Source organism: Serratia sp. X3 (assembly GCF_014982455.1).
GTDB classification, from domain to species: Bacteria; Pseudomonadota; Gammaproteobacteria; order Enterobacterales; family Enterobacteriaceae; genus Serratia; species Serratia ureilytica.
Map to the genome: position 1 here is coordinate 189,192 of NZ_JADCNB010000001.1, position 15,084 is coordinate 204,275.

12 protein-coding genes are annotated in these 15,084 nt (G+C 60.6%); 11 read left to right on the plus strand and 1 reads right to left on the minus strand.

The window, feature by feature from the left end:
- The first annotated feature begins 56 nt into the window (after positions 1 to 56).
- The 11 genes from nuoC to nuoN all read left to right on the plus strand — a co-directional run bounded on the left by nuoC (position 57) and on the right by nuoN (position 13,899).
- Positions 57 to 1,853 carry an NADH-quinone oxidoreductase subunit C/D gene (nuoC, locus tag IMX17_RS00980; protein WP_094141780.1) on the plus strand — a complete coding sequence of 599 codons (1,797 nt, stop codon included), beginning with the start codon at positions 57 to 59 and terminating at the stop codon, positions 1,851 to 1,853.
- 2 nt (positions 1,854 to 1,855) lie between these two features.
- Complete coding sequence (nuoE, locus tag IMX17_RS00985; RefSeq protein ID WP_033635327.1) at positions 1,856 to 2,407, plus strand: NADH-quinone oxidoreductase subunit NuoE; 552 nt, start codon at positions 1,856 to 1,858, stop codon at positions 2,405 to 2,407.
- Entirely contained in the window at positions 2,404 to 3,750 is a 1,347-nt protein-coding gene (gene nuoF / locus IMX17_RS00990; protein WP_015378579.1) for an NADH-quinone oxidoreductase subunit NuoF, read from the plus strand. The genes nuoE and nuoF overlap by 4 nt, the downstream gene beginning before the upstream one ends.
- A 76-nt stretch (positions 3,751 to 3,826) precedes the next feature.
- Entirely contained in the window at positions 3,827 to 6,565 is a 2,739-nt protein-coding gene (gene nuoG, locus IMX17_RS00995; RefSeq protein WP_048234759.1) for an NADH-quinone oxidoreductase subunit NuoG, read from the plus strand.
- A complete protein-coding gene (nuoH, locus tag IMX17_RS01000) occupies positions 6,562 to 7,539 on the plus strand; it encodes an NADH-quinone oxidoreductase subunit NuoH (protein WP_033643858.1) in 978 nt (325 codons plus the stop codon). The genes nuoG and nuoH overlap by 4 nt, the downstream gene beginning before the upstream one ends.
- 14 nt (positions 7,540 to 7,553) lie before the next feature.
- On the plus strand, positions 7,554 to 8,096 hold the full coding sequence (nuoI, locus tag IMX17_RS01005; protein WP_025160170.1) for an NADH-quinone oxidoreductase subunit NuoI: 543 nt from the start codon (positions 7,554 to 7,556) through the stop codon (positions 8,094 to 8,096).
- A gap of 13 nt (positions 8,097 to 8,109) precedes the next feature.
- Positions 8,110 to 8,667 (plus strand): NADH-quinone oxidoreductase subunit J, encoded by a 558-nt coding sequence (gene nuoJ / locus IMX17_RS01010; protein WP_004936018.1) that lies wholly within the window; start codon positions 8,110 to 8,112, stop codon positions 8,665 to 8,667.
- Positions 8,664 to 8,966: an NADH-quinone oxidoreductase subunit NuoK gene (gene nuoK / locus IMX17_RS01015; protein ID WP_004936014.1), complete on the plus strand. Its 303-nt coding sequence runs from the start codon at positions 8,664 to 8,666 to the stop codon at positions 8,964 to 8,966. The genes nuoJ and nuoK overlap by 4 nt, the downstream gene beginning before the upstream one ends.
- Positions 8,963 to 10,810, plus strand: coding sequence for an NADH-quinone oxidoreductase subunit L (nuoL, locus tag IMX17_RS01020; RefSeq protein WP_193549230.1), 1,848 nt, complete (start codon positions 8,963 to 8,965; stop codon positions 10,808 to 10,810). Before nuoK ends, nuoL begins: the two co-directional genes overlap by 4 nt.
- 95 nt (positions 10,811 to 10,905) lie before the next feature.
- Positions 10,906 to 12,435: an NADH-quinone oxidoreductase subunit M gene (gene nuoM / locus IMX17_RS01025; RefSeq protein WP_033643857.1), complete on the plus strand. Its 1,530-nt coding sequence runs from the start codon at positions 10,906 to 10,908 to the stop codon at positions 12,433 to 12,435.
- A gap of 6 nt (positions 12,436 to 12,441) precedes the next feature.
- Positions 12,442 to 13,899, plus strand: a complete 1,458-nt coding sequence (gene nuoN / locus IMX17_RS01030; protein WP_033635324.1) for an NADH-quinone oxidoreductase subunit NuoN — start codon at positions 12,442 to 12,444, stop codon at positions 13,897 to 13,899.
- Between the two features lie 41 nt (positions 13,900 to 13,940).
- On the opposite strand, the gene IMX17_RS01035 is transcribed toward nuoN, so the two are convergent.
- Entirely contained in the window at positions 13,941 to 14,828 is an 888-nt protein-coding gene (locus IMX17_RS01035) for a LysR family transcriptional regulator (RefSeq protein ID WP_193549231.1), read from the minus strand.
- Positions 14,829 to 15,084: the final 256 nt, after the last annotated feature.

A 15,084-nucleotide genomic window follows, 5' to 3' on the forward strand; every position in this document is an offset into this window, starting at 1 on the left:
CACAGCGAAAAGTGAAACTTGCGGCGAATAACCCTTTAGTGTGGTGAAAAAAAATTATGACAGATTTGACGACGCACGACGCCTTGCCTGCCTGGCAGACCCGAGATCACCTTGACGACCCGGTGATCGGCGAACTGCGCAACCGTTTTGGGCCGGAAGCCTTTACTGTTCAGGCCACCCGCACCGGCATGCCCGTGGTATGGGTTAAACCTGACCAGTTACTGGAAGTAATGACGTTCCTGAGAAAACAGCCGAAGCCGTATGTCATGCTGTTCGATCTGCATGGCGTGGACGAACGTCTTCGCACCCACCGCGACGGCCTGCCCGCTGCGGATTTCTCCGTTTTCTACCATCTGATTTCCATCGAGCGCAACCGCGACATCATGCTGAAGGTGGCGCTGTCTGAAAAAGACCTGCACGTGCCTACGGCCACCAAGGTGTTCCCGAACGCCAACTGGTACGAGCGCGAAACCTGGGAAATGTTTGGCATCACCTTCGACGGCCACCCGCACCTGTCGCGCATCATGATGCCGCAGACCTGGGAAGGGCACCCGCTGCGCAAGGACTACCCGGCGCGCGCCACCGAATTCGATCCTTTCGTGTTGACCAAGCAGAAAGAAGATCTGGAGATGGAAGCGCTGACCTTCAAGCCGGAAGACTGGGGCATGAAGCGCGGCACCGAGAACGAAGACTTCATGTTCCTCAACCTCGGCCCGAACCACCCGTCTGCGCACGGTGCGTTCCGCATCATTCTGCAGCTGGACGGCGAAGAGATCGTCGACTGCGTGCCGGATATCGGTTATCACCACCGCGGCGCCGAGAAGATGGGCGAGCGTCAATCCTGGCACAGCTACATTCCGTACACCGACCGCATCGAATACCTCGGCGGCTGCGTGAACGAAATGCCTTACGTGCTGGCGGTTGAAAAGCTGGCCGGCATCAAGGTGCCGGAGCGCGTTGACACCATTCGCGTGATGCTGTCCGAACTGTTCCGCATCAACAGCCACCTGCTGTACATCTCCACCTTCATTCAGGACGTCGGCGCGATGACCCCGGTGTTCTTCGCCTTTACCGACCGCCAGAAGATCTACGATCTGGTGGAAGCGATCACCGGCTTCCGTATGCACCCGGCCTGGTTCCGCATCGGCGGCGTCGCGCACGATCTGCCGCGCGGCTGGGATCGCCTGCTGCGTGAATTCCTCGAATGGATGCCGAAGCGTCTGGATTCCTACGTGAAAGCGGCGCTGAAGAACAGCATTCTGAAAGGCCGTTCCATCGGCGTCGCGTCTTACAACGCCAAAGAAGCGCTGGAATGGGGCGTGACCGGTGCCGGTCTGCGCGCCACCGGCGTCGAGTTCGACGTGCGTAAATGGCGCCCGTACTCCGGCTACGAGAACTTCGACTTCGAAGTGCCGGTCGGCGACGGCACCAGCGACTGCTACACCCGCGTGATGCTGAAGGTAGAAGAGCTGCGCCAGAGCCTGCGCATCCTCGAACAGTGCCTGAACAATATGCCGGAAGGCCCGTTCAAGGCCGATCACCCGCTGACCACGCCGCCGCCGAAAGAGCGCACGCTGCAGCACATTGAAACGCTGATCACCCACTTCCTGCAGGTTTCCTGGGGCCCGGTGATGCCAGCCAACGAATCATTCCAGATGATTGAAGCCACCAAAGGGATCAACAGCTACTACCTGACCAGCGACGGCAGCACCATGAGCTACCGCACCCGGGTACGTACGCCGAGCTTTGCGCACCTGCAGCAGATCCCATCGGTCATCCGAGGCAGCCTGGTTTCCGACCTGATCGTCTATCTGGGTAGTATCGATTTTGTAATGTCAGATGTGGACCGCTAACTATGCACTCTCAAAAAGACAATCACGCAGTCAACGATGCGCTCGAGCCCATCAATGCAGCCGCTCCTCAGAGCGGCGTTGATGCATTTGTACTGAGCGCGGAAGAACGTGATGCGATCGAGCACGAAAAGCACCATTACGAGGATCCGCGTGCCGCTTCCATCGAAGCACTGAAAATTGTGCAGAAGCAGCGCGGCTGGGTTCCGGACGGTGCGATTTACGCCATCGCGGAAGTGCTGGGCATCCCCGCCAGCGACGTAGAAGGCGTGGCCACGTTCTACAGCCAGATTTTCCGTCAGCCAGTAGGACGTCACGTGATCCGTTATTGTGACAGCGTTGTTTGTCACATCACCGGTTACCAGGGCATTCAGGCCGCTATCGAGAAGAAGCTGAACATCAAACCGGGTCAAACCACCTTTGATGGCCGCTTCACGCTGCTGCCGACCTGCTGTCTGGGCAACTGCGATAAAGGGCCGACCATGATGATTGATGACGACACGCACAGTCAGCTGAAGCCTGAAGATATCGAGACGCTACTGGAGCAGTATCAATGACCAAGCACATTGTACGCACTCCCGAAACGCATCCGCTGACCTGGCGTCTGCGCGATGACAAGCAGCCGCTGTGGCTGGACGAATACCGCAGCAAAAACGGCTATGCCGGCGCAGAGAAGGCCCTAAAAGGCCTGGCCCCGGACGAGATCGTCGGCCTGGTGAAAGATTCCGGGCTGAAGGGCCGCGGCGGCGCGGGCTTCTCCACCGGTTTGAAGTGGAGCCTGATGCCGAAGGACGAATCCATGAACATCCGTTACCTGCTGTGTAACGCCGATGAGATGGAGCCGGGCACCTATAAAGACCGCCTGCTGATGGAACAGCTGCCGCACCTGCTGGTGGAAGGCATGCTGATCTCCGCGTTCGCGCTGAAAGCCTACCGTGGGTACATCTTCCTGCGCGGCGAGTACATCGAAGCGGCGGCGCACCTGCGTCGCGCCATCGCGGAAGCCACCGAAGCCGGCTATCTGGGCAAGAACATTCTCGGCACCGGGTTTGATTTCGAGCTGATCGTCCACACCGGCGCCGGCCGTTACATCTGCGGCGAAGAAACCGCGCTGATCAACTCGCTGGAAGGCCGCCGCGCCAACCCGCGCTCCAAGCCGCCATTCCCGGCCAGCGCCGGCGTCTGGGGCAAGCCGACCTGCGTCAATAACGTCGAAACGCTGTGCAATGTGCCGGCCATTTTGGCGAACGGCGTGGAGTGGTACACCGGCATCTCCGGCAGTGAAGACAAAGGCACCAAGCTGATGGGCTTCTCCGGCCGGGTGAAAAATCCGGGCGTCTGGGAGCTGCCGTTCGGCACCACCGCGCGTGAAATCCTGGAAGATTACGCCGGCGGCATGCGCGACGGTCTGCGTTTCAAAGCCTGGCAGCCGGGCGGCGCGGGCACCGACTTCCTGACCGCTGATCATCTCGATCTGCCGATGGAATACGGCGCGATCGGCAAAGCCGGCAGCCGTCTCGGCACCGCGTTGGCGATGGCGGTAGACCACGAGATCGGCATGGTGCCGCTGGTGCGTAACCTGGAAGAGTTCTTCGCCCGCGAGTCCTGCGGCTGGTGTACGCCATGCCGCGACGGCCTGCCGTGGAGCGTGAAGATCCTGCGTGCGTTGGAAAACGGCGAAGGGCAGCCGGGGGATATCGAAACCCTCGAACAGCTGTGCCGTTCCCTCGGCCCGGGCAAAACCTTCTGCGCCCACGCGCCAGGTGCCGTAGAGCCACTGCAAAGCGCGATTAAATATTTCCGTGAAGAGTTCGAGGCGGGTATCGCCGTGCAGCACTTCGGCAACGCGCATGCGATTGGCGGCATTCAGCCGAACAATCTGCTGAAGCAACGCTGGTAAGCCGACTCGCCCGAACACGGCCAGAATTTTTGATTAACGCCTGCCGCAAGGCAGGCCACTTGGAAGCATGCTGACTATGGCTACGATTCATGTAGACGGCAAAGAGTATGAGGTAGACGGGGCGGACAACCTGCTGCAGGCTTGTCTCTCCCTCGGCCTTGATATTCCTTACTTTTGCTGGCATCCGGCGCTGGGAAGCGTCGGCGCTTGCCGCCAATGTGCGGTAAAGCAATACCAAAACGCGGAAGATACGCGCGGCCGTTTGGTGATGTCCTGTATGACCCCGGCATCCGATGGCACCTTCATCTCCATCGATGACGGCGAAGCGAAGCAGTTCCGTGAAAGCGTGGTCGAGTGGTTGATGACCAACCACCCGCACGATTGCCCGGTCTGTGAGGAAGGCGGTAACTGTCACCTGCAGGATATGACGGTAATGACCGGCCACAGCTTCCGTCGCTACCGCTTCACCAAGCGCACCCACAACAACCAGGAGCTGGGGCCGTTTATCTCGCACGAGATGAACCGCTGCATCGCCTGCTACCGCTGCGTGCGTTACTACAAAGACTATGCGGACGGCACCGACTTCGGCGTGTACGGCGCACACGACAACGTCTACTTTGGTCGCCCGGAAAGCGGCACGCTGGAAAGCGAGTTCTCCGGCAACCTGGTGGAAGTGTGCCCGACCGGCGTTTTCACCGACAAAACGCACTCCGAACGCTACAACCGTAAATGGGACATGCAGTTCGCGCCGAGCATTTGCCAGCAGTGCAGCATCGGCTGTAACACCAGCCCGGGCGAGCGCTATGGCGAGCTGCGCCGTATCGAAAACCGTTACAACGGCAGCGTGAACCACTACTTCCTGTGCGACCGCGGCCGCTTCGGTTACGGCTACGTCAACCAGAAAGATCGTCCGCGTCAACCGCAGCAGCTGCGCGGCGACGACTGGATCACCCTGAACGCCGAGCAGGCGATGCAGGGCGCGGCGGACATCCTGCGTCAGGCGAAGAAAACCATCGGCATCGGCTCCCCGCGCGCCAGCCTGGAAAGCAACTTCGCGCTGCGCGAGCTGGTCGGCGCCGAGAACTACTACACCGGTATCGCTCAGGCGGAGCAATCACGCCTGGCGCTGATGCTGAACGTGCTGAAGAACGGCGGCGTTCATACGCCGGCGCTGCGTGAGATCGAAGATTACGACGCGGTGCTGGTGCTGGGCGAAGACCTGACGCAAACCGGCGCGCGCATCGCGCTGTCCGTGCGTCAGGCCGTCAAAGGCAAAGCCCGCGCGATGGCGGCGGCGCAGCGCGTGGCCGACTGGCAGATCGCGGCGGTGCAGAACATCGGCCAGCACGCCAAGTACCCGCTGTTCACCACCAACGTCGACAACACCCGCCTGGACGACATCGCCGCCTGGAACTACCGTGCGCCGGTAGACGAGCAGGCGCGCTTCGGCTTCGCCATCGCGCACGCGCTGGATAGCGCAGCGCCAGCGGTGAACGATCTGGCCGAAGGTCTGAACAAGAAAGTCGATATCATCGTGCAGGCGCTGACCGGCGCACGCAAACCGCTGATCGTGACCGGCAGCAACGCCGGCAGCGAAGCCATCATCGAAGCGGCGGCCAACATCGCCAAAGCGTTGAAGGGCCGCGGTTCCGACGTCGGCATCACCTTCGTGGCGGGCGCCGCCAACAGCATGGGCCTGGCGATGATCGGCGGCGGTTCGCTCGATCAGGCGCTGGAACAGCTGGCGAGCGGCGCAGCCGATACCGCCATCGTGATGGAAAACGATCTCTATCGCCATGCGCCGGCGGCGCAGGTGGACGCAGCGTTGGCCAAGGTCAATAACCTGATCGTCGCCGATCACCAGCGCACCGCGATCATGGACAAAGCCAACCTGATCCTCTCCTCGGCCAGCTTTGCCGAGAGCGACGGTACGCTGATCAACCAGGAAGGCCGCGCGCAGCGCTTCTTCCAGGTGTACGATCCGGCTTACTACGATGACGCCAAGAAGAATCAGTTCACCGTGATGCTGGAAAGCTGGCGCTGGATGCACTCGCTGCACTCCACCTACACCAGCCGCCATGTGGACTGGACTCAGCTCGATGACGTGATCGCCGCTTGCGTCGCCGCGTTGCCGCAGCTGCAGGGCATCGTCGATGCCGCGCCGGACGCGACTTTCCGCATTCGCGGTCAGAAGCTGGCGCGTTCGCCGCACCGTTCCAGCGGCCGTACCGCCATGCGCGCCAACATCAGCGTGCACGAGCCGCGTCAGCCGCAGGATAAAGACACCATGTTCGCCTTCTCGATGGAAGGGAACAACAGCCCGCTGGCCGATCGTCAGCAGATCCCGTTCGCCTGGGCGCCAGGCTGGAACTCACCGCAGGCATGGAACAAGTTCCAGGCCGAAGTGGGCGGCAAACTGCGCCACGGCGATCCGGGCGTGCGCCTGATCGAAGCGGGGGAGGGCAGCCTCGGTTACTTCGACCGCGTGCCAGCCGCCTTCAATCCGAACGACGGCTGGCGTGTCGCGCCTTACTACCACCTGTTCGGCAGCGATGAAATGTCGCAGCGCTCTCACGTGATCCAGCAGCGCATGCCGGAAGCCTACGTGATGGTCAACCCGGCCGACGCGGCGACGCTTGGCGTCAACGCGGGCAGCCTGGTGGAGTTCAGCTGTGCGGGCCAGACCTTGCGTCTGCCGGTGCGTCTGAGTGAAACCCTGACCCAGGGCCAGGTTGGTTTGCCGCTCGGCTTGCCAGGGATCCCGCCGATCTTGGTGGGTGCTAAGGTAGACAATCTGCGGGAGGCGGCACGATGAGCTGGTTTACCCCTGAGGTGATCGACATTCTGATCGCCGTTCTTAAAGCGGTCGTGATCCTGTTGGTGGTCGTGGCGTGCGGGGCATTCATGAGCTTCGGCGAACGCCGCCTGCTCGGCCTGTTCCAGAACCGTTACGGACCGAACCGCGTAGGTTGGGGCGGCTCGCTGCAGCTGGTCGCCGACATGATCAAAATGTTCTTCAAGGAAGACTGGGTGCCGAGATTCTCCGACCGGGTGATCTTCACCCTGGCGCCGATGATCGCCTTTACTTCCCTGTTGCTGGCATTTGCCATCGTACCGGTCAGCCCGACCTGGGCGGTGTCCGATCTCAACATCGGTATTCTGTTCTTCCTGATGATGGCCGGCCTGGCGGTGTACGCCGTGCTGTTCGCCGGTTGGTCGAGCAACAACAAATACTCGCTGTTGGGCGCGATGCGCGCCTCCGCGCAAACCCTGAGCTACGAAGTGTTCATCGGCCTGTCGCTGATGGGCGTGGTGATGCAGGCGGGTTCGTTCAACATGCAGGCTATCGTTGAATCGCAGGCGCACGTCTGGAACGTCATTCCGCAGTTCTTCGGCTTCGTGACCTTCGCGATCGCCGGCGTGGCGGTGTGTCACCGTCACCCGTTTGACCAGCCGGAAGCCGAGCAGGAACTGGCTGACGGTTACCACATCGAATATTCCGGCATGAAGTTCGGTCTGTTCTTCGTGGGGGAATACATCGGTATCGTCACCGTGTCCGCCCTGATTGTGACGTTGTTCTTCGGCGGCTGGCAGGGGCCGTTCCTGCCGCCATTCATCTGGTTCGCGTTGAAAACGGCCTTCTTCATGATGATGTTCATCCTGATCCGCGCCGCGCTGCCGCGTCCGCGTTATGACCAGGTGATGTCTTTCGGCTGGAAAGTGTGCCTGCCGCTGACGCTGCTGAACCTGCTGGCAACCGCCGCGGTCATTTTGTACAACGCTCAATAAGGGGTGAATAAACCATGACATTGAAAGAGTTAGTGGTTGGTTTCGGCACCCAGGTGCGCAGCATTTGGATGATTGGCATGCATGCCTTCGCCAAGCGTGAAACCCAGATGTACCCGGAAGAACCGGTTTACCTGCCGCCGCGCTACCGCGGCCGCATCGTGCTGACGCGCGATCCGGACGGCGAAGAGCGCTGCGTCGCCTGTAACCTGTGTGCGGTTGCCTGCCCGGTCGGCTGTATCTCGCTGCAAAAAGCGGAACAGAAAGACGGCCGTTGGTATCCGGAGTTCTTCCGCATCAACTTCTCGCGCTGCATCTTCTGTGGCCTGTGCGAAGAGGCTTGCCCGACTACCGCTATCCAGCTGACGCCGGATTTCGAATTGGGTGAGTACAAGCGTCAGGATCTGGTGTACGAAAAAGAAGATCTGTTGATCTCGGGGCCGGGTAAATATCCGGAATATAACTTCTACCGGATGGCCGGTATGGCGATTGACGGCAAAGCCAAAGGCGAAGCCGAAAACGAAGCCAAACCGATCGACGTCAAAGGTCTGTTGCCCTAAGGAGCCAGCAAGCATGGAAATTGCATTTTATCTGGCAGGTTTGATTGCGGTGGCCGCGACGATTCGCGTGATCACCCATACCAACCCTGTGCATGCGCTGCTGTATCTGATCGTCTCGTTACTGGCGATCTCGGCAGTCTTCTTCTCTCTCGGCGCCTACTTTGCCGCCGCGTTGGAAATCATCGTTTATGCGGGCGCCATCATGGTGCTGTTCGTGTTCGTGGTGATGATGCTGAACCTCGGCAACGTGCAGCAGCAAGAGCGCGACTGGATGAAACCGACGGTGTGGATCGGGCCTGGCCTGCTGTCACTGGCGCTGCTGGTGGTATTGATCGTTGCGATCCGCAGCGTATCCGATCAGGGCATCAGCGGTGAGATGGTTGACGCGAAGGCGGTGGGCATCAGCCTGTTCGGGCCTTACGTACTGGCGGTTGAGCTGGCTTCAATGCTGCTGTTGGCGGGTCTGGTTGTCGCCTTCCATATCGGCCGCGAGCACAAGCCTGGCGAGGTGCTGAGCAACGCGCCGGTGGGTGGCGAAATGGCGAGAAGAAAATCGGAGGAGCAAGCATGATCCCTCTTCAACATGGCCTGATCCTGGCGGCTATCCTGTTTGTGCTCGGGCTGACCGGGCTGTTGGTGCGCCGCAACCTGCTGTTTATGCTGATCAGCCTGGAAGTGATGATCAACGCTGCGGCGTTGGCGTTTATCGTGGCGGGAAGCTACTGGGGCCAGGCGGACGGGCAGGTGATGTACATCCTGGCGATCAGCCTGGCGGCAGCCGAGGCCAGTATCGGCCTGGCGCTGCTGCTGCAGCTCTACCGTCGTCGTCATACCCTGAATATTGATACTGTCAGTGAGATGCGCGGATGAACCTATTATATTTAACAATTCTGCTACCGCTGATCGGGTTCCTGCTGTTGGCATTTTCCCGCGGTCGTTGGTCTGAAAACACGGCGGCCACCGTCGGCGTGGGTTCTATCGGCCTGGCTGCGCTGGTCACGGTGTATGTGGCGATGGATTTCTTCGCCCAGAAAGCCGCCGGCGTGCAGCTGTTCGAGCAAAGCCTGTGGACCTGGATGGCCGTCGGCAACTTCAATATCGGCGTGACTCTGGTGCTGGACGGCCTGTCGCTGACCATGCTGTCGGTGGTCACCGGCGTCGGCTTCTTCATCCACATGTTCGCTTCCTGGTACATGCGCGGTGAAGAGGGCTATTCGCGCTTCTTCGCTTACACCAACCTGTTTATCGCCAGCATGGTGGTATTGGTGCTGGCGGACAACCTGCTGCTGATGTACCTGGGTTGGGAAGGCGTGGGCCTGTGCAGCTACCTGTTGATCGGTTTCTACTACAAAGATCCGGCCAACGGCGCGGCGGCGATGAAAGCCTTTATCGTGACCCGCGTGGGCGACGTGTTCCTGGCGTTCGCGCTGTTCATCCTCTACAACGAGCTGGGCACGCTGAACATCCGCGAGCTGATGATCCTGGCGCCGCAGAAACTGGCGGTGGGCGACACGGCCATCACCTGGGCGACCCTGATGCTGCTGGGCGGCGCGGTCGGTAAATCGGCGCAGCTGCCGCTGCAAACCTGGTTGGCGGACGCGATGGCGGGCCCAACCCCGGTTTCCGCACTGATCCACGCGGCGACCATGGTGACCGCGGGCGTCTATCTGATCGCCCGCACGCACGGCCTGTTCCTGATGGCGCCGGAAGTGCTGCACCTGGTGGGCATCGTCGGTGCGGTCACTCTGCTGCTGGCCGGCTTCGCCGCGCTGGTACAGACCGACATCAAGCGCGTGCTCGCTTACTCCACCATGAGCCAGATCGGTTACATGTTCCTGGCGCTGGGCGTGCAGGCATGGGACGCGGCGATCTTCCACCTGATGACCCACGCGTTCTTCAAGGCGCTGCTGTTCCTGTCGTCCGGTTCGGTGATCCTGGCTTGCCACCACGAGCAAAACATCTTCAAGATGGGCGGTCTGCGCAAGAGCATCCCGCTGGTGTACTTCTGCTTCCTGGTGGGCGGCGCGGCGCTGTCTGCGTTGCCGCTGGTCACGGCCGGCTTCTTCAGTAAGGACGAGATCCTGGCGGGCGCGATGGCCAACGGCCACATCAACCTGATGGTTGCCGGCCTGGTCGGTGCGTTCATGACCTCGCTGTACACCTTCCGTATGATTTTCATCGTGTTCCATGGCGAAGAGAAAATCAAAGCGCATGCCGGTAAAGGCATCACTCACCACTTGCCACTGCTGGTTCTGCTGGTGCTGTCCACCTTCGTCGGCGCGATGATCGTGCCGCCGTTGCAGGGCGTGCTGCCGGAGACCACCGAGCTGGCGCACGGCAGCGTGCTGCGGCTTGAAATCACCTCCGGCGTGGTGGCTATCGTCGGCATTCTGCTGGCGGCCGCGCTGTGGCTGGGCAAACGCAGCCTGGTCAACAGCATCGCCAACAGCGCGCCGGGCCGTTTCTTCTCGACCTGGTGGTTCCATGCCTGGGGCTTCGACTGGCTGTATGACAAAGTGTTCGTCAAGCCGTACCTGGGCATTGCGAAGCTGCTGCAACGCGATCCGCTGAACTCGCTGATGAACCTGCCGGCCGTCTTCTCCCGCTGGGGGAACCGCGGTCTGACGGTGAGCGAGAACGGTCAGGTGCGTTGGTATATAGCGTCTATGGGTGTGGGTGCAGTGGTCGTATTGGCTCTGTTGATTTTGGTTTAATTGAATAATTTAAACAGACGCATTTTTCGGGCGTAGCGCCGGGCAGGCGCTACGTACAAAGTTTGAAATTATTCGTATAAGGGACACAAAACGCCATGCTATTACCTTGGCTAATTCTTATCCCCTTTATCGGCGGTCTGCTGTGCTGGCAGCTTGAGCGCTTCGGTACTAAGGTGCCGCGCTGGATAGCGCTGATCGCAATGGGGCTGACGTTGGCGCTCTCTCTGCAGCTGTGGATGCAGGGCGGCTATACATTGACCACGCCGAAAGGCATTCCGCAGTGGCAGAGCGAATTCCTGCTGCCGTGGATCCCGCGCTTCGGCATCTCCATCCACCTGGCGCTGGACGGCCTGTCGCTGCTGATGGTGGTGTTGACCGGTCTGCTGGGCGTGCTGGCGATCCTCTGTTCCTGGCGTGAAATCCAGAAGTATCAGGGCTTCTTCCACCTCAACCTGCTGTGGATCCTGGGCGGCGTTATCGGCGTGTTCCTCGCCATCGACATGTTCCTGTTCTTCTTCTTCTGGGAAATGATGTTGGTGCCGATGTACTTCCTGATCGCGCTGTGGGGTCACAAGGCGTCGGACGGTAAAACCCGCATCACCGCGGCGACCAAGTTCTTCATCTACACCCAGGCCAGCGGTCTGGTGATGCTGATTGCGATCCTGGGCCTGGTGTTCGTGCACTACAACGCCACCGGCGTGTGGACCTTCGATTACGAAGACCTGTTGCAAACGCCGATGTCCCACAACGTGCAATATATGCTGATGCTGGGCTTCTTCATCGCCTTCGCGGTGAAAATGCCGGTGGTGCCGCTGCACGGCTGGTTGCCGGATGCGCACAGCCAGGCGCCAACCGCAGGTTCCGTCGACCTGGCGGGCATCTTGCTGAAAACCGCGGCCTACGGCCTGCTGCGTTTCAGCCTGCCGCTGTTCCCTGAGGCTTCGCACGAGTTCGCGCCAATCGCCATGTGGCTTGGCGTGATCGGCATCTTCTACGGCGCCTGGATGGCGTTCGCGCAGACCGACATCAAGCGCCTTATCGCTTACACCTCGGTATCGCACATGGGCTTCGTGCTGATCGCCATCTACACCGGCAGCCAGCTGGCTTACCAGGGCGCGGTTATCCAGATGATCGCGCACGGCCTGTCCGCCGCCGGCATGTTTATCATCTGCGGCCAGCTGTATGAGCGCCTGCATACCCGTGACATGCGTCAGATGGGCGGCCTGTGGGGGCGCATCAAGTTCATCCCTGCGCTGTCGCTGTTCTTCGCCGTGGCTACGCTGGGGATGCCGGGCACCGGTAACTTCGTCGGCGAATTCATGATTCTGTTCGGCAGCTACCAGGTGGTGCCGGTGATCACCGTGATCTCCACCTTCGGTCTGGTGTTCGCTTCGGTTTACTCGCTGATCATGATGCAGCGCGCTTACTACGGTGCGCCTAAATCCGACCAGCCGCTGCAGGGCATGACCGCGCGCGAACTGTTCATCATTCTGCTGCTGGTGGTGTTGCTGGTTCTGCTGGGGGTTTACCCGCAGCCGATTCTGGATACTTCCAACGCGGCGATGAGCAACGTGCAACACTGGTTTGGTTCGTCAGTTTCAGCAATTTCAACAACAAGGCCGTAATTCGCCATGACAATAACTCCTCAACAACTGATCGCACTGCTGCCGCTGTTGATCGTCGGATTGACGGTGGTGGTTGTGATGCTAGGCATTGCGTGGCGACGCGACCACTTTATCAACGCCACCCTGACCGTGATCGGTCTCAACCTGGCGCTGCTTTCGCTGTACTTTGTCGGCCAGGCAGGCCCAATGGACGTCACCCCGCTGCTGCGGGTTGACGGCTACTCGATGTTCTACACCGGGCTGGTGCTGCTGGCGAGTCTGGCGACCTGCACCTTCGCGTATCCGTGGCTGGTCGGCTATCCGGATAACCGCGAAGAGTTCTACCTGCTGGTGCTGATCGCCGCCATGGGCGGCATCCTGTTGGCGAGCGCCAACCATCTGGCTTCGCTGTTCATCGGTATCGAGCTGATCTCGCTGCCGCTGTTCGGCCTGGTGGGCTACGCCTACCGCCAGAAGCGCCCGCTGGAAGCCGCCATCAAGTACATGCTGTTGTCCGCTGCCGCGTCGTCGTTCCTGCTGTTCGGCATGGCGCTGCTGTACGCCGAATCTGGCGATCTGTCGCTGGCCGGCCTCGGCAAGAGTCTGCAGGAAAACATGATGCACCAGCCGCTGATCCTGGCCGGCATGGGCATGATGATCGTCGGTCTGGGCTTCAAGCTGTCGCTGGTGCCGTTCCAACTGTGGACGCCGGACGTGTATCAGGGCGCGCCTGCGCCGGTCTCGACCTTCCTGGCGACCGCCAGCAAGATCGCGATCTTTGCGGTCGTGATGCGCTTGTTCCTGTATGCCCCGGCCGCCGACAACGAAGCGCTGCGCATGGTGTTGTCGATCATCGCGTTCTGCTCCATCTTGTTCGGTAACCTGATGGCAATCAGCCAGACCAACATCAAGCGTCTGCTGGGCTACTCGTCGATCGCTCACCTGGGCTACCTGCTGGTGGCGCTGATTGCGGTGCAAACCCATCAGCTGTCGCTGGAAACCGCCGGCGTTTATCTGGCCGGTTACCTGTTCAGCAGCCTGGGCGCCTTCGGCGTGGTCAGCCTGATGTCCAGCCCATACCGCGGCCCGGATGCGGATTCGCTGTTCTCTTACCGTGGTCTGTTCTGGCACAAGCCAATCTTGTCCGCGGTAATGACGGTGATGATGCTGTCGCTGGCCGGTATCCCGATGACGCTGGGCTTTATCGGTAAGTTCTTCGTGATCGCGATGGGCGTCAGCGCGCACCTGTGGTGGCTGACCGGCGCAGTCGTGGTAGGCAGCGCCATCGGCCTGTACTACTACCTGCGCGTGACCGTCAGCCTGTTCCTCAGCGCGCCGGAATCGCTGCAGCGCGATACCCCGAACAACTGGGCGTTGACCGCCGGTGGCGTCGTGGTGCTGATCTCAGCCGCGCTGGTGCTGCTGTTGGGGGTTTATCCTCAGCCGCTGATTTCGCTGGTGCAGATGGCGCAGCCGACGTTCTGATAACGCTTCAGACGGTAAAAAGGTCGCTTCGGCGACCTTTTTTATGCGCCGGATAAGGTGGAATCGGGAGTAAACGACTCTTCCAGCGCCTGCACGACCGCGCGTATTCGGGCGGCGCGCTGCAGGTCGGGATGCAGCACCAACCAGATGTCCACCAAGTCTTTGTTCTCGGGAAAGAGGCGTACCAGCTCCGGGTCTTTATCCGCCAGAAACGCGGAGAGCAGGCCAATGCCCAGCCCGCTGCGAGTGGCCGAACGTAACAGCAGTTGCGAATTGCATTGCAGCACAACGTTGGGCTCGTGCAGGGCCTCGCCGCCGAAATCGCTCCAATGGCGCGGCACCAGTTCGCGCGGGAACATCAGCAGATCGTGCCCGCGCAGCTGCTCGCCTTTGACCGGCATGCCGCGTTGCGCCAGATAGTGCGGGCTGGCGTACAGCCCCATCTCGATGGTGGCCAGCCGCTTGATGATCAGTTCATCGTCATCGGGGCGCGCGCCGCGGATCGCCAGATCCGCGCCGTGGTAAGCGATATCGGCGATGTTCAGTGCCGTCAACAGCGTGACGGTAATGGCCGGATAGCGTTGCCGCAGATCTTGCAGCGCCGGTATCACGAAGGCTTCGGCCAGGGTATCGGTGGTGGCGATGCGCACGTTGCCGCACAGGCTTTCGTCGCCGCCGGCGGCTTTGCGAGCGATCGCCTGCACGGCATTTTCCATCTTCATCACGTCCGCCAGCATGGATTCGCCCAGCGGGCTGAGGGAGAAGGATTTTGGCGTGCGGATAAACAATTTCGAACCCAGTGAGCTTTCCAGGGCGGTGAGACGTCGGCCGACGGTCGCTTGATCAACCTGCAGCTGGTTGGCGGCTTTACGTAACGTGCCGCAGCGCGCGACGGCCAGAAAGAAGCGCGCGTCATCCCAATTCATCATGCCATTTCCTCTCTGCAGATTTGTCGGCGCCAGGGGAGCAGTGTGGGCCGGGCGAACGATACCGGTATCTATCATAAAGCGTTGTTCCGCCTGGTGGGAGAGAAAGACGGTTAACGGCACGCACATCGGCGGTTATTTCCCCGGTGATGCAAAAATGCATCGGGGTGATTCATTCTTGGCGATACTTCGCCTTTCGCCGTAACGCTATGATAAGCGCCGTTCCCGGCAGACCGGGTGAGGAAAGACGACGATGGCA